21 protein-coding genes are annotated in these 24178 nt (G+C 52.2%); 14 read left to right on the top strand and 7 right to left on the bottom strand.

The features are described from left to right. Nucleotides 1-59: 59 nt before the first annotated feature. From FH871_RS03625 to FH871_RS03580, 10 genes are all read left to right on the top strand, one after another. The gene (locus FH871_RS03625) at nucleotides 60-1496 is read left to right on the top strand and encodes a T9SS type A sorting domain-containing protein (protein WP_138989939.1); all 1437 of its coding nucleotides are present in this window, start codon (nucleotides 60-62) and stop codon (nucleotides 1494-1496) included. 107 nt (nucleotides 1497-1603) lie between these two features. After that, nucleotides 1604-2461, top strand: a complete 858-nt coding sequence (locus FH871_RS03620; RefSeq protein ID WP_138989938.1) for a CAP domain-containing protein — start codon at nucleotides 1604-1606, stop codon at nucleotides 2459-2461. 238 nt (nucleotides 2462-2699) lie between these two features. After that, nucleotides 2700-3542, top strand: coding sequence for a FecR family protein (locus tag FH871_RS03615; protein WP_138989937.1), 843 nt, complete (start codon nucleotides 2700-2702; stop codon nucleotides 3540-3542). Nucleotides 3543-3764: 222 nt separating this feature from the next. Then, nucleotides 3765-6719 (top strand): TonB-dependent receptor, encoded by a 2955-nt coding sequence (locus tag FH871_RS03610; protein WP_138990251.1) that lies wholly within the window; start codon nucleotides 3765-3767, stop codon nucleotides 6717-6719. A gap of 32 nt (nucleotides 6720-6751) precedes the next feature. Next, nucleotides 6752-8473: a RagB/SusD family nutrient uptake outer membrane protein gene (locus FH871_RS03605; protein WP_138989936.1), complete on the top strand. Its 1722-nt coding sequence runs from the start codon at nucleotides 6752-6754 to the stop codon at nucleotides 8471-8473. A 171-nt stretch (nucleotides 8474-8644) separates the two neighbouring features. Then, complete coding sequence (locus FH871_RS03600; RefSeq protein ID WP_138989935.1) at nucleotides 8645-9568, top strand: sugar phosphate isomerase/epimerase; 924 nt, start codon at nucleotides 8645-8647, stop codon at nucleotides 9566-9568. Between the two features lie 102 nt (nucleotides 9569-9670). Further along, entirely contained in the window at nucleotides 9671-10414 is a 744-nt protein-coding gene (locus FH871_RS03595) for a DUF1080 domain-containing protein (protein WP_138989934.1), read from the top strand. Between the two features lie 237 nt (nucleotides 10415-10651). Then, on the top strand, nucleotides 10652-11998 hold the full coding sequence (locus FH871_RS03590; RefSeq protein WP_138989933.1) for a Gfo/Idh/MocA family protein: 1347 nt from the start codon (nucleotides 10652-10654) through the stop codon (nucleotides 11996-11998). An 88-nt stretch (nucleotides 11999-12086) separates the two neighbouring features. Continuing rightward, nucleotides 12087-13115 (top strand): PmoA family protein, encoded by a 1029-nt coding sequence (locus FH871_RS03585; protein ID WP_138989932.1) that lies wholly within the window; start codon nucleotides 12087-12089, stop codon nucleotides 13113-13115. Nucleotides 13116-13333: 218 nt separating this feature from the next. After that, nucleotides 13334-13750 (top strand): hypothetical protein, encoded by a 417-nt coding sequence (locus FH871_RS03580; protein ID WP_138989931.1) that lies wholly within the window; start codon nucleotides 13334-13336, stop codon nucleotides 13748-13750. Between the two features lie 30 nt (nucleotides 13751-13780). On the opposite strand, the gene FH871_RS03575 is transcribed toward FH871_RS03580, so the two are convergent. Then, nucleotides 13781-14182: a hypothetical protein gene (locus FH871_RS03575; protein ID WP_138989930.1), complete on the bottom strand. Its 402-nt coding sequence runs from the start codon at nucleotides 14180-14182 to the stop codon at nucleotides 13781-13783. Between the two features lie 186 nt (nucleotides 14183-14368). On the opposite strand from FH871_RS03575, the gene FH871_RS03570 reads away from it, so the two are divergent. Further along, complete coding sequence (locus FH871_RS03570; protein WP_171062752.1) at nucleotides 14369-15061, top strand: type 1 glutamine amidotransferase domain-containing protein; 693 nt, start codon at nucleotides 14369-14371, stop codon at nucleotides 15059-15061. 34 nt (nucleotides 15062-15095) lie between these two features. On the opposite strand, the gene FH871_RS03565 is transcribed toward FH871_RS03570, so the two are convergent. After that, nucleotides 15096-15866: a tyrosine-protein phosphatase gene (locus FH871_RS03565; protein WP_138989929.1), complete on the bottom strand. Its 771-nt coding sequence runs from the start codon at nucleotides 15864-15866 to the stop codon at nucleotides 15096-15098. 190 nt (nucleotides 15867-16056) lie between these two features. After that, a complete protein-coding gene (gene rfbC, locus FH871_RS03560) occupies nucleotides 16057-16602 on the bottom strand; it encodes a dTDP-4-dehydrorhamnose 3,5-epimerase (protein ID WP_138989928.1) in 546 nt (181 codons plus the stop codon). Between the two features lie 140 nt (nucleotides 16603-16742). On the opposite strand from rfbC, the gene pyrF reads away from it, so the two are divergent. Together pyrF and FH871_RS03550 are read left to right on the top strand one after the other, a co-directional pair. Next, nucleotides 16743-17555, top strand: a complete 813-nt coding sequence (gene pyrF, locus FH871_RS03555) for an orotidine-5'-phosphate decarboxylase (RefSeq protein WP_138989927.1) — start codon at nucleotides 16743-16745, stop codon at nucleotides 17553-17555. Nucleotides 17556-17718: 163 nt separating this feature from the next. Further along, on the top strand, nucleotides 17719-19002 hold the full coding sequence (locus tag FH871_RS03550) for a DUF2851 family protein (RefSeq protein ID WP_138989926.1): 1284 nt from the start codon (nucleotides 17719-17721) through the stop codon (nucleotides 19000-19002). Nucleotides 19003-19127: 125 nt separating this feature from the next. On the opposite strand, the gene FH871_RS03545 is transcribed toward FH871_RS03550, so the two are convergent. From FH871_RS03545 to FH871_RS03530, 4 genes are all read right to left on the bottom strand, one after another. Beyond that, a complete protein-coding gene (locus FH871_RS03545; protein ID WP_138989925.1) occupies nucleotides 19128-19958 on the bottom strand; it encodes a ferritin-like domain-containing protein in 831 nt (276 codons plus the stop codon). 169 nt (nucleotides 19959-20127) lie between these two features. Next, complete coding sequence (locus tag FH871_RS03540; RefSeq protein ID WP_114405262.1) at nucleotides 20128-20331, bottom strand: hypothetical protein; 204 nt, start codon at nucleotides 20329-20331, stop codon at nucleotides 20128-20130. 36 nt (nucleotides 20332-20367) lie between these two features. After that, nucleotides 20368-21900: a CCA tRNA nucleotidyltransferase gene (locus FH871_RS03535; protein WP_138989924.1), complete on the bottom strand. Its 1533-nt coding sequence runs from the start codon at nucleotides 21898-21900 to the stop codon at nucleotides 20368-20370. A gap of 56 nt (nucleotides 21901-21956) precedes the next feature. Beyond that, nucleotides 21957-22475 (bottom strand): Sua5/YciO/YrdC/YwlC family protein, encoded by a 519-nt coding sequence (locus FH871_RS03530; protein WP_138989923.1) that lies wholly within the window; start codon nucleotides 22473-22475, stop codon nucleotides 21957-21959. A gap of 165 nt (nucleotides 22476-22640) precedes the next feature. On the opposite strand from FH871_RS03530, the gene FH871_RS03525 reads away from it, so the two are divergent. Beyond that, a complete protein-coding gene (locus FH871_RS03525) occupies nucleotides 22641-24044 on the top strand; it encodes a glycoside hydrolase family 140 protein (protein WP_171062751.1) in 1404 nt (467 codons plus the stop codon). Nucleotides 24045-24178: the final 134 nt, after the last annotated feature.

Here is a 24178-nt window from a genome sequence, read left to right as displayed (position 1 = left end):
ATAAAAGGAATATCCGGAAGCTAGACATTTCTTCGGTGTTCGCCGAAATCCCGACTTTTATGATGACAATCTTACTGACCCTGAATCGCCTTTGTGTTATCCTCCTTTTTTCGCTCTTCTTCTTGAACGGGAACGCGCAATCTCCGACGAACCTGACGACCAACATCGCGTTAACCGCACCGACCGAAACGGATTTTGCCCCCTCGGCTTTTTTTTCAAGTACAGCCCAGATTGTAGCGGCTTTCAACACTGCGCGACGAGCCGAAGAAACCCAACTGGGATTGCCCGCCAATAGCCTGGGCAACTTGACGTTACCCGCTAATTATGCCACCTTTTCGCCCAATGATCGGGCGTTGTACCTCATTAATCAGGAACGAATCGCCCGGAGCGGTATAGCGTATCCCGGAACAAGCGCTGTGTTGGGCTTACCCCTGGAAGGGGTTGAAAGCGCCTTAGTGACAACCGCTCAAGGCCACGCGAGTTATCTGGTCACCAGCAATACTTTTTCCCACACCGGGGTAGGGGGTTCCTCTTCATTTGATCGGGTCAATAACACCTATCCTTCTGTCTGTCGAAAGAGTATGGGCTATGCGGAGAATATTTACGTTGCCTGTACCAGTAGTGCAACAACCCCGACGTTTTTGGTTGAACAAGCCGTTTTTAACTGGCTATATCGGGATTCGTCAGCCAATTGGGGACATCGAAAAGCCATGCTGATTCAAAATGATGATATTTATCTGGCCCCTCCACCCAATACGCTTCGTGGCTATGTCAACGACCACGGGAGCGCTGCCAGTGAAGGCTTTCTCGGTATTGGAATTGCTTCGACAGCCGTTGGGGCTTATTCCGCTTCTTGCTCCGGTAGCTTCGCCGGGCACGTCGTGGTGATGAATATTGCCGATCCGACGGCCGATGCAAGCTGTACATTCAACACCACGGATGCACTTCCCGTCCATCTGCTGTATTTTTCGGGCGTTTCCCGCCAGGGGAAAGCCGTGCTGGGCTGGTCGACCAGCTGGGAGCAGGGCAGTCTGGGGTTCGATGTCCTGAAAAGCCGGGATGCCCAATCGTTTGAGAAAATTGGGTTTGTTCGCGGAAACGGAACGAGTTCGGAAACCAACACGTACGGCTGGACGGATGAGGAAGTGATACCGGGCCAGACGTATTACTACCGCTTGCGGCAGATCGACGCGAATGGTCGCACGGAACTCTCGAAACCAGTGTCTATCAACATAGAAACAACAGACCGGGATGTTTACCTCTTTCCAAATCCCAGTGCCGACGGGCGGTTTACACTGGTGGCTTCAGGGGCGGATGAAATCAGTCTTCAATTGATCAACACGGCAGGGATTGAATTGCCGGTTCGGGCAGTGGCAGGGACCTCTTCCACCACCGTCATACCGCGTCAGGTGCTGGCGCCCGGACTGTACTGGGTGAAGGTGCGGGATGCAAAGGGTCGGGTGCAGAACGTATTGCGGCTGCTGGTGGGCCACTAAAAACCGGGTTTTTCGAAATAGCAACGGCAAACTATTGGGTTGTTTGCGTTCGTTCCGTATTTTTCGCAACGGTGCAGGTGACCGGGTTGGCAACTAACGCCCTTTTGATGCGACAACTTACCAGTGCCCTTCTGTTGATTTCCGGTTTAGCGTTCGGTCAGGCACCGAAAAACCTGAAAGCGGATGTGAAATTACCGAAAGAGCCGACGTACACCAGTGCGCCCAACGGTTTCCCGGTTTTTGACACACCCGCTCAGGTTGTGAATGCGTTCAATTACGCCCGTCGGCAGGAGGAAAAGCAGATGAAATTGCCCGCCAACAGCCTGGGAAACCTTTCGTTACCGGAAAATTACACCAAAATGTCCCCGGCAGATCGGGCGTTGTGGCTAACGAACGGGGAGCGAAAAGCACGGGCGGATGTGAAGTATGGTACCGAAAAAGCACTCGGTCTGCCGCTCGAAGCCCTGGAAACGCACCTGAACGCCGTGGCCCAGGCCCACGCTGCGGACATGACCACGAACAACTTTTTTGGTCACACCAGCCGGGATGGCCGGACGGCCCTGCAACGCATCAACGCCCAGACGGTGTTTAGCGGAAAATGCTACGAGTTTATGTCGCGGGCTGAGAATATCTACATGTTTTGCTATTATTCCAGTGACAAACCGGTTCTGGAGCTACCGGCTTTCATCGTGGAGCAAGCCATTTTCTCCTGGCTCTATCAGGATGCGGTCGTGGCCTGGGGGCATCGGGAAACGATGCTGATACAGGACAAAGATGCGTCCGGTGGAAAAGGGTTTCAAAACAACCGGGGGGCCGTCGGCAGCGAAGGTTTTCTGGGCGTCGGACTGGCAACGCGGGCGGACTATGGCCCTTGTTCCAAAATGCCGGGCTACCAGCGGGTTGGCCACGTCGTGGTCATGAATCTGGTTGATCCAGCCGCCGATTGTCCCTATTCTCTTCCGTAAATTTTCTTCCCACATTGTCTGTTCACCGGTTTATTTATTTTACGTTTCCTGGAAATGTACTTAAGTATATTTCCAGGAAATCGCTTTTGTTGTGCGGTTTTAAGCCGCTCATGGGGCGGGGTATGGTAAAAGCAGGTTTGTAAAAAAGTCTTGTCGTCAAATTTCAAAGCAGGGCAAGTAGAACGTTTGGATGGGCTTCTTTTATGGCATAGTAAACTTTATCTACAAAAAATACTAAATGAAACACTTCTCCGCCTATACTGCCGAGGAGTTAGCCGCTGACGAATTATTCATTCGGTGGGTTCAACATCCTGATGACGCTGAGGTTTCGGCGTACTGGGAGGGTTGGCTGGCTCACCATCCTTACAAAACGGAAGTTGTCGATTTCGCCCGCGAACTGGTTCGCATGGCTTCAAGCCCGGCGTCGCGGCCGATGGAAGGAGAGGAGGTGATGTCGTTGTGGGGGCGAATTCGGTCATCGATTCAGGAAATGCCGGAGTTGCAACCCCTGCAGCCCGAAATCCAAAGTTGGGTAACAAACTGGTATATTTTTCGCTGGGTGAGTGCCGCAGCCGGCATCGTGCTGTTTATCGGCTGGGTTCTCTGGACGCAGTGGTCACATGCGATGGAAACCGTCCGGACACCAGTTGGCGTGGCTAAAACGGTGAAGTTGCCCGACGGAACGCTGGTAAAACTGATCGGCAATAGCCAGATTCGGTACGCCCGCGTCTGGTCGGAAGAAGTGCCCAGGGCGGTTTGGCTCGAAGGGGAAGCCTTTTTCACCGTTGCCCAACGCTACGGTTCCGGTGAAGACAGCAAGTTTCGGGTTCATACGACTACCCTGACCGTGGAAGCGCAGGGAACCCTCTTTACGGTTTCTCAACGAAAGAAAGGAACGAGGGTTGAGCTTTCGGCCGGCAAAATAAAGTTGATGCGCAACGACGATCCGCAGGTCATCGAAATGAAACCCGGTGAGTCCGTTGAAATTCCGGCCCCAACACCGGTTACGGTTCAGAACAAAACATCTTATATCCTTAGCGATACCGATCTGCAACCGTCGTCGGTCATCTATTCAATCTAATTCAATCTCTATTATTTCTATACGTTTAATCAACCAATCTCTATTATGAAATGCATCATTACTTCCTTTCTCTCTGCTAAAGCGGGGCGGGTTGCCGTTGCAACTCGTCTGGGAGCTTGCGGGTTGGCGGGTCTGCTGGCCGGTAGCCTGCCCGTCGAGGCCGCCATCGGTTCCCACCGACACCCTGCAGACGTACACGCTGCCAACCTGAGGGGCCTGCCAATGGCCAGCCTGAGGCCAGGTGAAATCACCGATCCCGCCCTGCAGGAACGGACGGTTTCGGGCCAGATTCTGACGGCGGAAGACAATACCCCGCTGCCGGGGGTAAACATTGCCGTGAAAGGATCGACGCGCGGAACCACCAGCGACGCCGAAGGGAAATTCCGGATTGCTGTTCCGGATAATAATTCTGTGCTGGTCTTTTCATCGGTTGGGTTTCTTTCTCAGGAAGTTACCGTCGGTGCCCAATCGACGATCAGTCTAAAACTGGCCGTTGACCAGCGCACGCTGAACGAAGTGGTCGTTGTCGGGTACGGTACGCAGAAAAAGAGCCAGTTAACGGGGGCGATCTCCTCCGTTGGCGCCAAAGAAATTGCCGAATTGCCCATCACCAACGCCCGCCAGGCACTCCAGGGCCGGGCTGCCGGGGTCGATGTGGTGCAAAACAGCAGCAAGCCGGGCGCTGGCCCGGTCGTCCGGATTCGGGGTCGCCGGTCGATTAATGCGTCGAATGATCCGCTGTATGTCGTTGACGGGATTCCGTTGGCGGGCGGAATCGACGATATTAACCCGTACGACATTGCTTCGATGGAAGTATTGAAGGATGCGTCGGCAACGGCCATCTACGGATCGCGGGGCTCCAATGGGGTTGTGTTGATCACCACGAAGCGGGGTAAGCCGGGCAAAACCGTCGTCAGTTATGATGGCTATTACGGTTTTTCGGATCGGCTTGGCCAGATCGATGTTTTCAACGGAGCCGAATTTGCGGAATACAAACGGGAATCCCGCCGGGCTGCCAATCAGTATACCACCGATGAAAAACTCTTTGAACCCATCGAATTAGACGGTATCAAAAACAATCGCAGTACGGATTATCAATCTTACCTGATGCAGCAGGGGAACATTCAGAGCCATCAGGTTGGGGTGCAGGGTGGAAATGAGAAAACCCTGTTTTCGATTTCCGGTAACTACTTCAAGGACGTGGGTGTCGTGAAGAATCAGGATTTTACCCGGTATACGTTCCGGATTAACCTGGATCACCAGATTAGCAAGAAAATCAAAGTCGGCATTTCGACCCTGGGCGTTTACAGTACCCGGAACGGCGAAAACTTCAATCCGCTGGGTGGAGCCTATGCCGAGAACCCCTTGGGAAAACCGTATGACGACAACGGCAACCTGATTTTCCTGCCAACTTCCGACGGTTTGCGGACCAATCCCATCGCCGAGGTGGTTCCGGGCGCGCAGATCGACCTGACGAAGCGGATGCGGATTTTTAACAGCATCTACGGCGAATGGAACATCATCGATGGCTTGAAATACCGCGTCAATTTCGGCCCTGACCTGACCAACCGTCGCATAGGCCGGTTTGTCGGTAGCCAGACCAACGCCCGCCGGGGGGCCGATCCGACCGCTTTCTCGTTCAATGAATACCAGTTTAACTGGACGCTGGAGAACATCCTGACGTACAACAAAAGGTTCAATGACATTCATAACCTGAACGTTACGGCACTCCACTCGATTCAGAAAGACGATTACGAAACCAATCAAATCTCGGTGACGGGCGTACCGGCTGAAACGCAGCAGTTCTACAACCTGGGGCAGGCTTCGCTGATCAACTCCGTGGGTTCAACCGTCCGTCGCTGGGTGCTGAACTCCTACATGGCCCGGGTGAACTATGACTACAAGGAGAAATACCTGCTGACGCTGACGGCCCGCTACGATGGTTCATCGCGGTTTGGTGAAAACACGAAATACGGTTTTTTCCCCTCAGCGGCTGTTGGCTGGAATTTGAGTAACGAAGGGTTTCTGAAGTCGGTTCGCTGGATCGATAACCTGAAACTGCGGGCCAGCTATGGTTCAATCGGCAGCACGGCCATCGATCCCTATCAAACCCAGGCCCAGTTGGCCCGTTCGGCCTATGCATTCGGTTCGGTTGGCGCATTCGGCTACTGGCCATTTACCATCGGAAACCCCGATTTGAAGTGGGAATCGACCACCAACAGCAACCTCGGGCTGGATTTCAGTCTGTTCAGCGGACGGGTTTCCGGTTCGCTCGAATATTACCGGGCCGATACGCGCGACCTGCTGCTGTTTGACCAGCTGCCATTGACGAGCGGTTTCGACCGCGTGCTTCGGAACGTGGGAAAAACCCGGAATCAGGGGGTTGAACTGACCTTGTCGACGGTCAACGTAGATGCGCCCGGTGGATTCCGCTGGACGACGGACTTCCAGTTTACCCGCAACCGGGAATCGATTCTGGAACTGTTCAATGGCAAAGTCGACGATGTCGGGAACTCCCGGTTCATCGGTCAGCCGCTGACCGCCTATTTTGACTACAAGAAAATTGGCATCTGGCAGACCAACGAAGCAGAACAGGCTAAGAAATACCAGAGTGCCGTGGGCCAGATCAAAATTCAGGATACGAACAACGACGGGAAAATCGATCCGGCGGACCGCGTCATTCTGGGTTCGCAAGTGCCGAAATACAGCCTGGGGCTTACCAACCGCTTTGAATACAAAGGCTTCGATCTGTCGTTTTTCGTGTTTGCCCGCGTGGGCTATATGTTCCGCAGTATTTTCCACCAGGATTTCCTGACCCTGGCAGGTCGATACAATACGCTGGACGTTGACTACTGGAGCGCGAACAATCCAACCAATGAGTTTCCGCAGCCAAACATGAACCAGGAATTTCCGCCGTTCCGCTCAACGCTGTTGTATTTTGACGGTACGTTCGTGAAAATCCGGAACATCAACTTCGGGTACAATGTCCCGGCGAGTCTGACGGAAAAACTGGGCATCGGTTCCCTGCGGTTTTTTGCCAGTATTCAGCAACCTTTTATTTTCTCGGAATACCGGACCAAATACAAGGGGATCGACAGCGAAACCGATGGCGATGTCAACGCGGATCAGTCACCCGCCGTACGGCAGACCACGTTTGGTTTAAACCTGAAATTTTAACCTGGATTAAACGGATTAAAAAGATGTTCAAGATGAAAACATATAAATTACTTCTTCACTCGTTCACGCATTCGCTATTGATCGTGAGTGCGCTGTTGCTCAGTACAACGGGCTGTAAAGATTTGCTGGAAGAGGTTCCGGTTTCGCAGGTCGGCAGCCAGTATGCCACCACGCCGAACGGGTTTGAATCGGTGGTGAAAGCGGCCTATTCGTCGTTGCGGGAATACTACGGTCGCGAAGATGCCATGACCCTGACGGTTTTCGGAACGGATACCTATACGATGGGAGCCGATGGTAGTTTCAAATTTGTCAACCAGTATACGTCCCAGATCGACGGCCGGTTAGGGCCAACCAACAACATCTGGAATGCTTTTTACAAAGGCATCAATACCATCAATGTGGCGCTGGACGCGGCTGATGGAATTGCCGGGCTGGATGCAACCATTAAAAAACGTCGGGTTGCGGAACTGAAATTCCTGCGGGCGCACCATTATTTTATTCTGGTGCAGATGTTTGGGCCGGTTTCGTTGCTGACAAAAGGCAACCTGGTTCCGACGAAGGAATTTACCCGCGCTCCGGTGAAGGACGTATACACCCAAATTATCGCGGATCTGGAATCTTCTTTGACCGATTTGGCAACTCCCACCGGCGATTATGGCCGGGTAACCAAAGGAGCCGCTGAGCACTTGCTGGCTAAAGTGTATCTGACGAAAGGGACCGATAAGGACGCGCTGGCAGCCGATGATTTTGCCAAAGCGGCCACGTATGCCCAGAACGTAATCAAGAATTATACGTACAGCCTGCTGCCCGACTTCTCGGCCGTGTTTGCCCAGGGTGGAGGAGAAGTCAATAGCGAGGTGATTTTTGCCACGCAATACACTTCCGATCCGATTACGAACATTGGTTCCGGTTTCAACAGTACGACAACCAGCACGGTGACCATCAACGGAAACCAGACCCACTTGTATTTCGGAATGGAGTATGACACTCAGGCCGGTATGCAGCGCGATGTGCTGAACGGGCGCCCTTTCAAGCGGTTTATGCCGACGAACTATATGTTGAATGTCGTGTTCGCGGAGAAAGACCGGGTGAAAGATTCGCGGTACAAAAAGACGTTTAAGGATACCTGGCTGGCCAACAACCCCAGCAAAACGACGCCGATTTTTGACAATTCGAAAACATCTCTGAAGTTCAACGCGGGCGATACGGCCATCTTTATTCCGGGGTATGAAATGCCCCTGGCCGAGCGGGCCAAACGTCCCTATCAGGTGTTGGTACCGAGCTTGTATAAGCCCAACCTGTTCCCGACTTTGCAGAAATTCCTGGACCCCCTGCGCCCCGACCGGACCTACGAACCCGGTAGCCGCGATTTCATCATGTTCCGGTTGGCGGATACCTATCTGCTGGCGGCAGAAGCCCTCATCAAACAGGGAAAAGCGGCTGATGCGGTGCCGTTCATCAATGCTGTTCGCCGGCGGGCGGCCTGGCCGGGTAAGGAAAAAGACATGGAAATTACCGTTGCCGACGCCACGATGGCTTTCGTCATGGAGGAACGCGAACGTGAAATGGCCGGCGAAATGCACCGTTGGTTTGACCTGAAACGTTGGGGTAACCTGGTTGAACGCGTGAAAGCGTACAATGCCGACGGGGCTCCGAACGTCAAGGATTTCCACATACTTCGGCCGATTCCACAGGATCAGATTGACCGTACGGCGGGTGGAGCGGCCAAATATCCGCAAAATCCGGGGTATTAATCCGTATGGCTAAGGATTGACAGACAGGCCCCGAACCGGAATTCCGGTTCGGGGCCTGTTGTTTAGGGCAGGGCTGAGTAGATTTTACGGCGAAATCCCTTCCTTCCTTTAGAATTCTTTACAACAAAAACCGCAACTCCAATTCAGGGTTGCCGACTATACTACCCTATTATGCAGGCTATTGTAAACAGACGCCAGTTTCTTACCACCGCCGGTTTGTCGGCCCTCGTTCTGGCCACCAGAACCGATCTGCTGGCCGCTGCCGCTAAAAAATCGGGACTGAAGATCGGGTATTCCGGTATTACCTGGGGCGGCAAAGACGAACAGGCCATCAAAGACCTTTCTTCTCTGGGCTACAAAGGAATTCAACTCCGGGCCAACACCTTTGCACCCTATAAGACCAAACCGTCGGAACTGAAAGCGTTGCTCGACCAGCACCAGTTGAAGCTGGCGATGTTTTCGAGTGGCAATGTGGAGGTCGACCCGGCGAAGTTCGACAGCACCGTGGATATGCACGTGGCCCACGCCAGCTTTGTGAAAGCCTTGGGCGGTTCGGCATTCCAGATGACCAACAGCCTTCGGAAAAACGGGCAGGCTCCGACTACCGAAGAACTCAAGAAACTCGCCAAAGTGATGAACGAGATTGGCAAACAAACCGCCGACATGGGCGTGCAGGCCACGTATCACAACCACATGAAACAGTGGGGCGAAACACCCGAAGAAGTGGATATTCTGGTGCAGGAAATGAATCCGAAGTACGTCAAACTCCTGCTCGATATTGCCCATTACAAACAGGGCGGGGGCGACCCGGCCAAAGCCGTTGTGCAATACAAGGATGTTCTGCACACACTGCACCTGAAAGATACCAAAAGCCCGGTACCTGAAAAACCGGATGATCCGAAAGCCTACAAATTTGTCGAACTGGGGCAGGGCAATGTCGACGTTCCGGCGGTTTTTGCGGCACTGGAAAAAATTAAGTTCAAAGGCTGGGGCGTGGTTGAACTGGACGGCGTTCCAGACCCGAACAAAACCCCCTTGCAGTGTGCTCAAATCAACAAAGATTACATTACCAAAACACTCAATTTTCCACTTTAGCCCTGATAAACTCTGATTTTCTCTGATCAACTCTGTATAATAATTTAATTGCTGTTTCACAGAGTTGATCGGAGAAAATCAGAGCTGATCAGAGAAAATACTATGAAAACACTATTTGTTACGGCCGTTTTAGCATTAGGCCTGATGGCTGCTGAAAAACCGCAGGCTCCCAACACGCTGACGGCCAAAGAGAAAAAAGAAGGCTGGCAACTGCTTTTCGACGGCAAAACCACCAAAGGCTGGCGGGGTGCCTACAAAGACAAGTTTCCGGAAAAAGGCTGGCTCGTTCAGGACGGTTTGCTGACGATCTCGAAAACCGACGGTTCGGAATCGACGCACTACGGAGACATTGTGACGGAGGGTGAATACGGCGATTTCGACCTGATGTTTGAGTTCAAACTGACGGAAGGGGCCAACAGCGGCCTGAAGTATTTCGTGGTGGAAGAAACCCCCAAGCCGAAAGGATCAGCCTACGGGCTGGAATTTCAGGTGCTGGATGATGACAAACACCCGGATGCCAAAATGGGTCGCGATGGCAACCGGACCGTGGGATCGCTCTATGACCTGATTCCGGCGAAAGACAAGAAAGCCAACCCGATTGGCGAATGGAACCAGGGACGCGTGGTTTCGAAAGGCAGCCACGTTGAGCACTGGCTGAACGGCAAAAAAGTCGTCGAATACGAACGGGGTGGTGAGGAATTTCGGAAACTGGTCGCGCAAAGCAAGTACAAAGCTCCTTCGTATAACGCCCACGGACGCTTTGGCGAAGCTCCCAAAGGCCACATTCTGCTCCAGGATCACGGCGACCGCGTTTCGTTCCGGAATATGAAGATTAAAGCGTTGTAAGTGCCATCTCCTTCGTTATTCCAGGTTCGTTATTCAGGATTCGATATTGAATAGAAATCAAAAATGTAATATCGAATCCTGAACATCGAATATTAAATACCGAATCCTGAATATCGAACACCGAACAACGAAGGGAATAAGCCAAATACTAGTAGACTTTTCACAAATAAGTCTTTCAGTAATAGTCTTTTGTCAGTAATCAGACGTATTGTATTTATCATTTAAACGACCAGCCGCATGGAAAATCGTCGCGACTTTATAAAGAAATCTGCTCTGGCGGGGCTCGGAATGAGCTTCTCTGCCGCTAGTTATGCCCGAATCCTGGGTTCTGCCGACCGCGTTCGGGTCGGTATTGTGGGGTTCTCAGACCGGTTCCGGGGTGCTTTGGCACCCAGTTTTGCCAACCATGCCAAAGAACTCAACTTCGAGTTTGTGGCCGTCTCCGACATCTGGAGCCGTCGGCGGGATGAAGCGCAGGCCTACCTGAAAGGGAAAGGGTACATTACCGATAACTTTGTGAAGTGTCGGAATAATGAAGAACTCTACGACCGCAAAGACATCGATGCCGTGATTGTCAGTACAGCGGATTTCCAGCACGCACTGCACTGCGTGGAAGCCGTAGAAGCCGGTAAGGATGCGTATGTGGAAAAACCGTTCGCTGAATCGCTCGACGACGCCCGGAAAGCCCTGAAAGCGGTTGAAAAAAACAAGAAAATCGTTCAAATCGGTTCGCAACGCCGGAGTGCGCCGAACTACTTTGCCGCCAATGATTTCATCCGCTCGGGTAAATTCGGCGATATTTCGATGGTCGAAATGACCTGGAATGTCAACCAACCCGGTCGCTGGCGCCGTCCGAAACTTGTTTCTGAAATCCGGCAGGAAGACACCGACTGGAAACGCTACCAAATGAACCGTCCGCAGACGGCCTGGGATCCGCGTAAGTATCTGGAATTCCGTTTGTTTTATCCGTATTCGTCTGGTATTCCGGGTCAGTGGATGTCACACCAGATCGATACCGTACACTGGTTCAGTGGCTATGATCATCCGCGCAGTGTGGTGGCCAACGGCGGTATTTACCTCTGGAAAGATGGTCGTACCAATGCCGATACGTTCACGGCGGTTTTTGATTACGGCCCGGATGATGACAAAACCAAAGGCTTCCAGGTGACCTACCACTCCCGCATGACCAATGAAGCGGGGGGAACCAAAGAGTTGTATTACTCGAACGGCGGTATGATCAACCTCGATACCAACAAGATTACGTCGGAAGGTGGTTTGGAAGAAAAATATGCGAAAGAAATGGGCATGAAAGCCAATTTGCTGACCGAACAGACGCTGGCAACGACGGGTGAAAAAATGGAAACCTCGGCCAATACGGGTGCCGATCCAATGACCTCCCGGCACATGCGGAACTGGATGGAGTGCGTTCGCAGCCGGAAAGAACCCAATGCCCCCGCCAAAGCCGGTTTCAATCACTCCGTCGCTAACATCATGGCAACCATCGCCTTACATACCGGCGAGCGCGTAACGTTCGACAGTACGAAACAGGAAGTGCTGGCGAGCGGTAAAGTTGTAAAAGTCTAATTTAATGGATGGGAGCGCGGATCGAACGGATCAACGTTTTAATCTGTGTCAATCGGTTCAATCCGCGTTCCTATATGGATGGCTTGATATGAAAAAACTGACCCTCTGCTTTTGTCTGCTGGCTTCCGCTGCGATAGCCCAGAAACAGGCTGTGCAATTGACGAATAACCAGGCGCAGAAACGCGTGGATGTTACGGTTGATGGCAAACCGTTTACTTCCTACATCTACCCGGGGCCGGATGTCCTGAAAAAACCGGTGTTGTATCCGATCCGGACGGCAGGAGGCAATTTTATCACGCGAGGCTGGCCGATGGACCCCCGGCCCGGCGAGCGTGTCGACCACCCGCACCACGTGGGGATGTGGCTCAATTATGGCGATGTGAATGGCCACGATTTCTGGAACAATTCCAACGATGTGAAAGGACACGGCGGCCCGTTTGGTACCATCGTTCACACCGGTATTAAATCGCTGAAAAGTGGGAAAGATGTGGGCGAACTGGTCGTAACCGCCGATTGGCTCGATAAAGACGGCAAGCCCCTGTTGCAGGAAACGACGACGTTTGTTTTTCGCGGTACGCCAAAAGAACGCATCATCGACCGGACAACGACGCTGAAAGCTTTGAGCAAGGACGTGACGTTTAAAGACAACAAAGAAGGCATGGTGGCGATTCGGCTGGCCCGACAACTGGAACACCCGTCGAACAAGCCGGAAGTGTTCACGGATGCGAGCGGTGTGGCAACCAAAGTATCCCAGATGGATAATACGGGCGTCACCGGAAAATACAAAAGCAGCGAAGGGGTAGAAGGCGAAAAAGTCTGGGGCACGCGCGCCAAATGGATGAATCTGACGGGGGTGATCAACGGAGAAAACGTTTCCGTCGCGCTCCTGGATAATCCGAAAAACATCGGCTATCCGACCTACTGGCACTCACGCGGATACGGCCTGTATGCCGCTAATCCATTGGCCCCCAGTGTGATGAGCGAAGGGAAAGACAAGCCAATGAACTATGTGCTACCTGCGGGCAAGTCCGTAACTTTCCGGTATCAGGTACTGATTACAACCGGCTCGGTCTCCGACGATGCGCTGAACCAGAAAGTCAATCAATTTGTAAATTAGTTAAATTTTTAAAGAACAAGGCATAGTAATTGCCTGCGGGTTTTTGTTGTGACCAGTGCAGGCGTCATACGCTACTGCAAATTTGCTTATCTCCATTATCGGTTACTTTTAACCATCAAGTAAGTGCTAAAAGTCAATTTGTGCCATCTGATCACTCGGATGGCTTTTTTTTTGATTCAGTGTCTGGTATTAACCCAAATCACATTAAAGACACCAGCATGGAACCATTGCAACAGCTCATCGACTCTTACATGAACACGTACCGGGCCATTATGTGGCGGATGAAAGACCGTGCTGTCGACAGCCGGGGATTGAGCGAAACCGTTCGGTTAACCGAGAATACGATTCGCCTACGGCGTCAGAAACCGGGTCTATGGCGGGTTAGTGAAGTTCGGTTGCTGGCCGAATATTTCGGTATACCCGACAATGCCTGTGTGCGCCTGGAGCAGGAGTTGGCGCCCTTCATGAGTCAGGCATTGCAGATGCCGCCTTCCAAACACCGTCTTCTGGAGCAGGCGACGCAATTACACCTTCGGCGGATGTCGGCCAATAAACGGCTGGACTGGCCCATCGAAGATATCGAAAAGCTGCGGAAGGGATTACAGCAATTTGAGGCCAACGCGTGTGTTGGCTGAAAAGGATGAGGTGAAATTGGCGACCAGTGTCTAATTCAGGGAGAGACCGGCCGGCGTGTTATACGAAAACCGGTTTAATTTCGCGCTCATCCACGACCGAAAAACCGGGCTGTTGAAGCCCATTTTGCTCAGTTCATCGTCAATCTGCCGCAACAGAAAATTCAGTTGATGAACCATCAGCCACTGTCGTTTGATTTGTTGCTTAAGGGAGGCCGGGGAAGGGGTGGCTGATGTTTCTTCCATTAACCGCCGGACTGTGGCGCGTAAATGGTACTGAATAACGACCAACCGACCTGCCAAAACGTGGTCGGCAGGGTGCTTTTCCAGAAAAGAGATGCCGTCGGAGATGAGCTGGTTTCGGCGTTGAAGGTGTTGTGTTACGGTGATCCAGGCCTGATCAGCTTTGATCGACTCGTAGGATACGGTTTTCATGATAATAGGTTATTTTACAAGTTTTCAGTACGGTTAGGTCAAAAATAGCGAAATAATCCAAATAATATAGGGGTAAGGAAGAAGAAGTGAAGAATTTTAGTTGGCGGTAGTTTTCTGAAAACCGGGCCTTTCTTTTCGGTGATTTTGCGGATATTTGTAACCCCAATCACTTTGCCGAAACCCTCTATGAATCCTTCCATCCGGGCCCTCATCGTTTGCACCAACCACACGGATTATAAAACCAAACCGGAGAAAACGGGCCTTTGGCTGAGTGAACTGACCCATTTTTATGATGAATTATCAGACAAAGATATCCCGTATGACATCGTGAGTCCGAAGGGAGGACGCGTACCAATCGACGAGCGGAGTTTGAAGCGGAAAGACAACACGAACGACAAATGGTATCCCAATCCGGTACTGAAAGCGAAGCTGGAGAATTCACGCAAACCGGAGGAAGTGAATGCCGGTCATTACCAGTTGATTTACTTTACCGGGGGGCACGGAACGCTTTGGGACTTTCCGGAGAACGATCTTCTACAACAGATCACCCGGCAGATCTACGAAGGCGGTGGAATGGTCGCGGCTGTGTGCCACGGTGTGAGCGGGCTGTTGAATGTGCGCTTGTCGGATGGTAGCCTGCTGATTCAAAACCGACAGATTACGGGTTTTGCCAACGTGGAGGAGCGGCTTTTGGGGCTGACCCATGAAGTCCCCTTTTTGCTGGAAGACGAGCTTCGGAAACGGAACGCGATTTATCGGAAAAGTTTAATTCCCTTTTTGCCTTTTATCGAGGTAGACGACCGGTTGGTGACGGGTCAAAATCCGTTGTCGGCCCGAAAAGTTGGTAAAAAAGTGATGGAAGAAATGGTTGAAAAGTAAGAAAGCCGACAGGAAGGGTTCGGGTTCTTTTCCGTTAAATCAGGGTGTTGTTCAACAATCCGCTCTCTAAAACCTTCTGATAATACGGAAGTTTCCGGGTCTGCTTGATGGCGGGTAGCTGCGTTTCGTGGTAAATATCCGTTCCGACGAAGGAAACCAGCCGCTGGTCGATCATCCATTCTGCCAGATTTCGGGCTTCCCGCGAGGGCTGACCCGAGAGGGAAAGGAGGTTTAACTGAAATTTAACGCCCTGATAATGAAGGTCCCGCATCGTTTCAGGATTTTTTTGCAGGTAGATGTATTGTTCAGGATGAGCCATAACCGGCACCAGGTTCCGTTGTTGGAGTGCCGTAATCACCTTATCCAGTTCGTAGGGCCGTTTGACCAGGCTTGTATCGAAAAGCAGATAGCGTTCGGTCGTACTTTGGCCAAACGTCAACAACTCGGCTTTGGAGTAAAGAATCCTGAGTAGGTTGATATCTACAAAATACTCGGCGGCTACTTCCACCTCAATGTTAATCTTTAATTTTTGCAATTCGTACTTCAGGATCGACGCGGCCGCAAAAATGCTGTCGGTGGTATTCTGGTAGAAGCCATCCATGATGTGGAGGGTTGCAACGACCTTCCGAAAGCCCAGCGCAGAGAGTTCACGAAGCAGACTGATGCTGTGTTCAACCGAATCGGTTCCGTCCTGACTGCCCGGAAGCAGTTGGGCATGGACATCGACACGAAGCTCGGAAGCCGAAGCCGACGCGTCGGGCTTAGCGGTTTTTGTACGGGCACGAGTCAGAAAACCGAATGGCATTGGGGTATGTAACTAGAAAGTTAGGAGATTCGGGTGCCAGACAAAAGTTTGGCACGGCACCCTTAATCTGCTTCATTAATGGACATGAATCGTGCCAAAACTAACAATATGGCTAGTGCTCGTTTATTAAACGGATACAAAAAAACCGCTCAGGTGAGCGGTTCGGTACGAATCGGTATGCGCCGAAAATTTAAGACACAGATTGCGGAAATAATTCGCGAAAACGAGCCAACTGTTGGTCTTTATCAGACACGTTCGGGTTCTCGATGCCCCAGTCGATGTTCAGATCAGGATCGTTCCAGATGATTCCCGACTCGCAGGCTTTGTTGTAGACATTGGTGCATTTATAACTAAAAATGCTGTCTTCGAGGGCCACAAAACCGTGGGCAAAACCCTCCGGGATGTAGGCCATGTTGCTGGTTTCTGAATCCAGGATAAAAGCTTCGTATTTCCCGAAAGTTGGCGAACCTTCGCGCAGGTCTACGGCAATGTCCATCACTTTCCCGGTAATGACCCGGACCAGTTTGCCCTGTGCAAACGGTTCGTTCTGAAAGTGCAGCCCCCGCAGGACCCCTTTGGTTGAAAAGGACTGATTGTCCTGTACAAAATGAGTGGGAATGCCTAATTCGTGGAAAACCGGTTGATTGTATGTCTCCAGAAAACTACCACGGGAGTCTTTAAATGTCTTCGGGCGTAATTCGACCAACCCTTCAATCGACGTTTTGATGACCTGCATGAAATACTAATTGAGCGTAAAGAACCGGTTTGTCCGGCATCAGCGGACAAATTTAGGAAACTCTGTCTACTTCCAGTAATTTTGAGCCTCACCTTTTTTACGGGCACCCGACTAATTTAACTTTAGCAGACGATCAACCTATGACGGCTAATGAGTTGTATACGACTATTTTAACTAAAAAATCCTATTTGTGCGTGGGTTTGGACACCGACATTCGCCGGATACCGACGCATCTTCAGCGCGAACCGGATCCGGTGGCGGCCTTTAACCGACAAATCATTGAAGCCACGGCGGAGTATGCCGTTGCCTACAAACCCAATATTGCTTTTTACGAAGCCCAGGGCCCCCGCGGCTGGGAAAGCCTCCAGCGAACCCTCGAATACATTCCCAAGGACTGTTTTACCATTGCCGATGCCAAACGCGGTGACATTGGCAACACCTCCGGTTTATACGCCCGCACCTTTTTCGACCCGACCTCGTCGGGGCTGGATTTTGATGCCGTTACGGTGGCACCCTACATGGGCCGGGATTCCGTCGAACCGTTCCTTGAATTTGAAAATAAATGGGTAATTCTGCTGGCCCTGACCTCCAACGTCGGAAGTTCGGATTTCCAGCAATGGCCCGTTGGGGGCGAAAAGCTCTACGAAAATGTGATCCGGACATCGCAGACCTGGGCCGGGGCCGACCGGATGATGTACGTGGTTGGAGCCACCCGTGCCGACGAGCTGACGCACATCCGGACGCTTATTCCCGATCATTTTTTGCTCGTTCCGGGCGTGGGTGCGCAGGGCGGTAGCCTGGCTGAGGTGTCGCGCTATGGCATGAACAAGCAGTGCGGTTTATTGGTCAATGCCTCACGCAGCATTCTGTATGCGTCCGGCGGCACTGATTTCGCGCAAAAAGCAGCCGATGAAGCCCGGCTATTGCAACAGGAAATGGCGGAGTACCTTTGAGTTATAAATGATGAGTTAAGAGTTATGAGTGATGATGAGATCAGATGTTTAGGGAAGATTTTTGGCTGAAAGTGTGACTTTTTGCCTTTTTCTCCTTCCAATACGTAGCTGCACGGAGGATCCGTCATACGCTTCAGTTATCACTCATCATTCATAACTCTTTATGTCCGAAGAGTTTATTTATTTTCTCTGGCAATTTCACTATTTCCACGCTACCGATCTGCGAACGGAGGAAGGGGAGAGCCTGCGGGTGATTCATCCGGGATACCGCAATCCGGATGCGGGGCCGGATTTTACGCACGCCCGCCTTTTTGTTGGGGAGGTTGAGTGGGTGGGAACGGTGGAAGCACACGTGCGGGCCGGGGACTGGCTGCTCCACCGCCACCAGCACGACCGGGCCTACGACAACGTGATTCTGCACATTGTCTGGGAAAAAGAGTCTCTTGAGTTGAAGCGATCGGACGGTTCAGTTATTCCGACCTTGTGCCTGAGCGAGCGGGCGGATCTGGCTTTGTTGCAGCGTTATCAGACTCTGCTGGCTGAATCGGGACCCATACCCTGTACTGCTCAGATAGCCCGCGTGGAACCCCTGCGCCAAACGGCCATGCTGGATAAAGCCCTGCTGCAACGCCTGGAACGCAAGGCCGCCGGGGTAATGGCCCTGTTTCAAAGCACCGATCTGGACTGGGAGGAGACGACGTATCAGCTCCTGGCCGCAGCCTTTGGTTTTCAGGTGAATACCGAACCTTTTGGGCAACTCAGTCGTCAGGTGCCGCTGAAGACCTTGCAAAAACACCGTGGTACGCTTCGGCAACTGGAAGCGATGTTGTTTGGGACGGCCGGTTTGCTGAACAGCGAAAAACCGGATGCCTATGAAGCGGAATTGCAGCGGGAATACCGTTTTCTGGCGGCCAAATACCAGCTTACCACCAAAAAGCTACCCGCCTATGCCTGGAAGTGGGCTAAACTTCGTCCGGCCAACTTTCCGACGCTCCGGCTGGCCCAATTTGCCCAACTTCTGACCTTCCGAAACAGCCTGTTTTCAGTCTTGATCGAAACAGACGACAGCCGGATTTTGCTGCGGCATTTGCAGGTTACGCCATCCACTTATTGGCAGACTCATTACCGGTTTGGAAAACCATCTGATCATGTGCTGGCTGCGATGGGACAGAAAGCCGCTGAAAATCTGATTATTAACGCTGTTGTTCCGTTGCTGATTGCTTATTCCCATCACAAGGATCAGCTGGAATACCGGGAGCGGGCCATCCGCTTGCTGGAACAACTCCCGGCGGAAGACAACCGCGTGACCCGGATTTGGCAGGATTTAAATATTCCGATTCGCACGGCATTCGATTCGCAGGGGGCTATTGAGCTGTACAACAATTTTTGCCAGCCTAAAAAGTGCCTGTCGTGTCAGATTGGGGTGAGTTTGTTGCGGGGAAAGTAAGACCTGAAAAGTTAACCGCAGAATATAAAATGTTAAAGGTCCAATGTAAAAGTGAAGAGGCTAAGCGCTCTTAAACCACTTTTACATTGGACGTTTAGCATTTTATATTCTGCGGTTACAAAACCCTAAAAACCGCTTGGGCCACCGGTCAATGGATCGGTATCGCGCCGGTTGGTCGTGTTGCCTGAGTTGGATCGGGTGTCATCATCCGAATTCCAGGTACGGTTTCCCTGACTGGACTGATCCCGCTGCCAGGTTGCCGCATCCGCATTCTCTTCGGTACCGCTACCGGTCACGCCGGAATAGCTGCTACCACCTGCATACGTGCCGGTAGTCTGGCCGTAGTCGCCATCGCGAACCGTGTCCCGCATCCGGTCGCGGATGCCATCCCGGTCGGTATCATCGTCGTTGTCGGACTCCATTTTGGCGCGTTCATTGATGAACGATTCCGCAATTTCAGTCAGTTTCCGATCTGTATTTTTCTCTTCCTCCAGACTTTCCTCGATGAGTTGAGCGGCATCATGATACCCCAGCAACCGGGCCAGGGAATGGAGTGAGCCGTAGGCGGCAATTTCGTGGTGTTCAACTTTTTGACCGGCAATGATCAGACCAGCATCGCGGGTCAATGAACCGGAATCCGTGTCGGAAATAACCACGTCGCCGTCGTCGATCAGGCCGTCGATGGCGTTGCAGTTTTTTTCATCGGCCTCCATCCCCAGTTGCTGGAAGATTTGCTCGATCCGGCGGATTTGATTTTCTGTTTCAGCCAGGTGCTGGTGAAAACCGTCGCGTACCACATCGGTGGTGGCTGCTGCGGCCATGTTTGGCAGGGCATCGGCAATTTGCTTTTCGGCATAATACATGCCTTTCAATTCGCTGATGAATAATTCACGCAGTGATGTGTCCGTGTCCCTCGTGCCAAAAAAATTCGCTAACTGTTCCGTGAAAGAAGCCATACAGGTAATCGATTAACAGGTTTAACATTGAGTTTGTAGCCTACTCTCAAATGCCATACCAGTAATTAACTACCTGAAAAGTAAGGGGTTAGTAAGAAGGTGCTGTGGATGTATTACCCCGTTCCGCGGATGGGATTCCTCGTAGAACCGGAAAAGCCGTAATAAACCGCTACGAATTATTAATAAGACTAACGCCCGAACCCAGAAACACCAGGCCCACGATGAAAGGCGCCAGGGATTCCCATTTCGTAATGCTCATGCCCAACACCGGTTTGGCATCCGAAAGGAAAGCCACGCAGGCAAACAGGACGACGATGATGCCCAGAATGGTCAGTGTTGCGCCGAAAAAGCGTCGGAAGTTGTTCTTATCCATAGTATTTTGTGCGTTTGTGGTGGTTTCGTGTCGGATCTATTGCGGGCCTTCCGGGGAAGCGGAATCACGGGTTACGGATTGGTCAGCATGAGTGGATAGCGCTTTGACGGGTTCCAGGCCCATTTTCCGGCCCTCTTCGATCATAAAAGGAATCGCGGCTTCCAGCGTGTTGACGACGGTCCCCTCCAGAATGGCTTCCCGAATGGCTACCTTGATCAGTCCGACTTCTTTCGACGGTTTCAGACCAAAGGCGTCCATGATGAGTTCTCCCGTGATAACCGGCTGAAAATTACGCAGTTTATCCCGTTCGTCCAGCTCGCGGAGTTTGCGCTCCACCTTGTCGAAATTAGCGAGGTGTTTCTTGACGCGGTCGTAGTTTTTCGACGTAATATCGGCCCGGCACAGGTTCATCAGCGCTTCCAGATCGTCGCCCGCTTCGATCAGCAGCCGCCGGAGTGCCGAGTCGGTTATCTGTTCTTTCACCAGGGCAATGGGCCGCAGGTGCAACCGAACGAGTTTTTTGACAAACCGCATTTTTTCGTTCAGCGGCAATTTCATCTGGCGGAAAATGCCCGGAACCTGTTTGGCTCCCAGATCCTCGTGGCCGTGAAACGTCCAGCCCACTTTCGGATCGAAGCGTTTGGTAGCCGGTTTGGCAATGTCGTGGAGCAAAGCCGCCCACCGCAGCCAGAGGTCGTCGGAGCGTTCGGCCACGTTGTCCAGCACTTGCAGCGTGTGGTAGAAATTGTCCTTATGGCCCTTGCCTTCAATGGTTTCAACGCCTTTCAACGCCAGTAGTTCCGGGAAAATAAGATCCAGCAAACCGGCGTGATACAGCAGTTTAAAACCGTATGATGGCTTGGCCGACAGAATAATCTTGTTTAGCTCGTCCGTAATCCGTTCCCGCGAAACAATCGCCAGCCGGTCTTTCATTTCAATAATCGCGTCGAACGTGTCCGGCTCGATGTCGAAACCCAACTGCGACGCAAACCGGATGGCCCGCATCATGCGCAGCGGATCGTCGGAAAATGTGACTTTCGGCTCGAGTGGCGTGCGAATGGTTTTCCGGCGCAAATCGTCCAGACCGCCAAACGGGTCGAGCAATTGGCCGAAGTCGCTCTCGTTCAGGCTAATGCCCATCGCGTTGATGGTAAAATCCCGGCGGTTCTGGTCGTCTTCGAGCGTACCGTTTTCAACCAGCGGTTTTCGTGAATCGGAGCGGTAAGATTCTTTTCGGGCGCCCACAAACTCCACTTCCCAGCCCAGCGAACGGCTGCCCGGAACGGTTTCGGTTGCCTCGCTATAAATAGTTTGGTCGGGATGAGCCGGTAGCATGGCCGTTCCGAAATTCTTAAACACAATCACCGGCACTTTCAACTCCCGGCCTACGGCTTCGGCCAGGTCGATGCCACTGCCGATGCACACAATATCGATGTCTTTCGACGGACGTTTCAGAATCAGATCCCGCACAAAACCGCCGATGACATACGCACGAACGTCCAGCGCAGCCGCCTGACGGGCGATGACTTCAAAAATGGGATTGCTATGTAGGGTCTCCGTAAAGTTCATAGAACACAGGAATAACGAATCGTTCCGATCCTGGTCGGCAGTGGCGGTACGGCTCATTATTTTCGTAAAAAGGCTACTTCCCCTTTTGGACCTAACTCCATAATACGCGGTAATTGAATTTTGGCTGGCAGTTCGCCCCACGAAATGGGCGGTTTTGCCAGACCGACCGGCCATTCAGCGTCTTCGAACGGCAGGGTCAACAGCCCCCGGCCAAACGCGCCGATGAGGTTTCGCACCGATTCGCTGAGGGTTTTCCGCAGCGGCACCTGCAACCGGAAGGCCTCGGGCAGGTTGATGCCGTTGTACAATAAAACCGTCAGGGGCATTTCGGCGAACTCGATCAGATCCCAGGCCACATCCGGCACGGGCCGGACATAGAGGTTGAGCTGACCACTATCGGAAATGAGAATGGTGGGGAGGGGGGCCGGAACCAGGTCTTTCCGGACATCCAGCAGATGTTCGACGGCTTCCGCATGGCCGGGATCACAGGCCAGTGAAACCCCGGTTTCGTCGGCCAGCCGGATGAGTCGTCCCTGCCGGAGTTCGGCAACAATATCGCGTGGCGTTGGTGTCATAGTTGTAACAAGCCGCAAAAGTACGGCAAGTTTTTGGAAAGGTGTTTGAATTATAAGCAAACCGTCTTAGATTTCATTCAAATGTCGGTTTTTACAGCCCCTTCCTTTAAAATGAATATAGTTACCAATTGGTTTATCGCACGCTCTGGCAACAGCGTAATAAAGATGCTTGCTTTGGGAATTCTCTACCTGTTCCTGTCCGCTTTTGGATACGCCCAGAAACCCGCTGCGGCTTCGAAAGAAACCGTTGCCTTATCCAAACTCTACATCATTCCCGACAAACGCTACATCATGCGGGGCGATGGAAAACCGTTTTTCTGGCTGGGCGACACGGCCTGGGAATTATTCCACCGGCTAACGAAAGAAGAAGCCGATCTGTACCTGAAAAACCGGGCGGCCAAAGGGTTTACCGTGATTCAGGCGGTGGTGCTGGCCGAACTCGACGGGCTGACGCAACCCAATCAGTATGGCCAATTGCCGCTGGTGGGCAACGATCCTGCCAAACCGAATGAAGCGTATTTCCAGCATGTCGACTGGGTGGTCAACCGGGCCACGGAGCTGGGGCTGGTTGTTGGGCTGCTGCCGACCTGGGGGGATAAATTCAATAAGAAGTGGGGAAAAGGCCCCGAAATTTTCAATACCGCCAATGCCCGGACCTACGGTGAGTTTATTGGCAAACGCTACCGGGGAAAACCGGTCATCTGGATTCTGGGCGGTGACCGCAATCCGGAGGGCGAGCAACGGCTGGCTATTGTCCGGGCGATGGCGGAAGGCATCAAGAAAGGCGACGGCGGCACCAAGCTAATGACGTATCACCCGCAGGGCGACAGCAACTCGTCAGGATTTTTTCACAGCGATAAATGGCTGAATATTAACCTGTTTCAGTCGGGACACAGTGCCAGAAACAAGAAGAATTACGTGATGCAACGGCAGAATTACGCGATGTTTCCACCCAAACCGACGCTCGATGGTGAACCACGTTACGAAGACCATCCGATTGCGCACAAACCGGAGCAGGGCTATTTTGACGATTTTGATGTGCGACAGGCGGCCTGGTGGGCGGTTTTGTCGGGCGGTTGCGGGCATACCTACGGTAACCACAACATCTGGCAGTTTTTCGATAACGACCGAAATCCGCCGGTTTCGGCCGCCCGTACGCACTGGAAGCGGGCACTCGACCATGCCGGGGCGTTTCAGATGGGAATTTTGCGCCGGTTGTATGAGTCGCATCCGTGGACGCGGCTGATGCCCGATGAGCGGCTGATTCAGAATACCAATTCCGACGATGGCAATCACCAGGTGGCCGCCATTTCGGAAGACGACAACTTCCTGTTTGCCTACACGCCCAACGGCAGTCCGCTGAAAATTGACCTCGCCCGGCTGACCGCTGCGCCGAACGTGCTGGCGTACTGGTATAATCCCCGTGACGGAAAAAGCCAGAAAATCGGGGTATTTCCGAACAGTGGTCCGCAGGAATTCAAGGCCCCAATTGTGGGCCCAACCACGGACTGGGTGCTGGTGCTGGACGATGCGAAAGCGCCGTTTGCGGGCTTTGGCTTGAAGAAATAAGAATACGGGTTTGATAACTGTGTCGCCATACCTACTGATTTCTTCAGCCACGTGGCCGTGTTTGTCATTAATAGTCTACAGACGCACTTCGGAAAGCAGGAAACAGCACGTATTTACGTTACTAGTTAAAACCC

This window comes from Larkinella sp. C7 (genome assembly GCF_006149005.1).
GTDB lineage: Bacteria > Bacteroidota > Bacteroidia > Cytophagales > Spirosomataceae > Larkinella.
Note: the sequence above shows the minus strand (reverse complement) of the source record. Positions and strands in the feature narration are given on the sequence as shown.

What these genes read in the sequence shown, in the direction of transcription:
- pyrF (WP_138989927.1), top strand. Translation starts at nt 16,743, where the DNA reads ATGACGGCTAATGAGTTGTATACGACTATTTTAACTAAAAAATCCTAT.
- FH871_RS03545 (WP_138989925.1), bottom strand. Translation starts at nt 19,958, where the DNA reads ATGGCTTCTTTCACGGAACAGTTAGCGAATTTTTTTGGCACGAGGGAC.
- FH871_RS03565 (WP_138989929.1), bottom strand. Translation starts at nt 15,866, where the DNA reads ATGCCATTCGGTTTTCTGACTCGTGCCCGTACAAAAACCGCTAAGCCC.
- FH871_RS03535 (WP_138989924.1), bottom strand. Translation starts at nt 21,900, where the DNA reads ATGAACTTTACGGAGACCCTACATAGCAATCCCATTTTTGAAGTCATC.
- FH871_RS03600 (WP_138989935.1), top strand. Translation starts at nt 8,645, where the DNA reads ATGCAGGCTATTGTAAACAGACGCCAGTTTCTTACCACCGCCGGTTTG.
- FH871_RS03580 (WP_138989931.1), top strand. Translation starts at nt 13,334, where the DNA reads ATGGAACCATTGCAACAGCTCATCGACTCTTACATGAACACGTACCGG.
- FH871_RS03625 (WP_138989939.1), top strand. Translation starts at nt 60, where the DNA reads ATGATGACAATCTTACTGACCCTGAATCGCCTTTGTGTTATCCTCCTT.
- FH871_RS03615 (WP_138989937.1), top strand. Translation starts at nt 2,700, where the DNA reads ATGAAACACTTCTCCGCCTATACTGCCGAGGAGTTAGCCGCTGACGAA.
- FH871_RS03610 (WP_138990251.1), top strand. Translation starts at nt 3,765, where the DNA reads ATGGCCAGCCTGAGGCCAGGTGAAATCACCGATCCCGCCCTGCAGGAA.
- FH871_RS03550 (WP_138989926.1), top strand. Translation starts at nt 17,719, where the DNA reads ATGTCCGAAGAGTTTATTTATTTTCTCTGGCAATTTCACTATTTCCAC.
- FH871_RS03595 (WP_138989934.1), top strand. Translation starts at nt 9,671, where the DNA reads ATGAAAACACTATTTGTTACGGCCGTTTTAGCATTAGGCCTGATGGCT.
- FH871_RS03585 (WP_138989932.1), top strand. Translation starts at nt 12,087, where the DNA reads ATGAAAAAACTGACCCTCTGCTTTTGTCTGCTGGCTTCCGCTGCGATA.
- FH871_RS03540 (WP_114405262.1), bottom strand. Translation starts at nt 20,331, where the DNA reads ATGGATAAGAACAACTTCCGACGCTTTTTCGGCGCAACACTGACCATT.
- FH871_RS03530 (WP_138989923.1), bottom strand. Translation starts at nt 22,475, where the DNA reads ATGACACCAACGCCACGCGATATTGTTGCCGAACTCCGGCAGGGACGA.
- FH871_RS03620 (WP_138989938.1), top strand. Translation starts at nt 1,604, where the DNA reads ATGCGACAACTTACCAGTGCCCTTCTGTTGATTTCCGGTTTAGCGTTC.
- FH871_RS03605 (WP_138989936.1), top strand. Translation starts at nt 6,752, where the DNA reads ATGAAAACATATAAATTACTTCTTCACTCGTTCACGCATTCGCTATTG.
- FH871_RS03590 (WP_138989933.1), top strand. Translation starts at nt 10,652, where the DNA reads ATGGAAAATCGTCGCGACTTTATAAAGAAATCTGCTCTGGCGGGGCTC.
- rfbC (WP_138989928.1), bottom strand. Translation starts at nt 16,602, where the DNA reads ATGCAGGTCATCAAAACGTCGATTGAAGGGTTGGTCGAATTACGCCCG.
- FH871_RS03575 (WP_138989930.1), bottom strand. Translation starts at nt 14,182, where the DNA reads ATGAAAACCGTATCCTACGAGTCGATCAAAGCTGATCAGGCCTGGATC.
- FH871_RS03525 (WP_171062751.1), top strand. Translation starts at nt 22,641, where the DNA reads ATGCTTGCTTTGGGAATTCTCTACCTGTTCCTGTCCGCTTTTGGATAC.
- FH871_RS03570 (WP_171062752.1), top strand. Translation starts at nt 14,369, where the DNA reads ATGAATCCTTCCATCCGGGCCCTCATCGTTTGCACCAACCACACGGAT.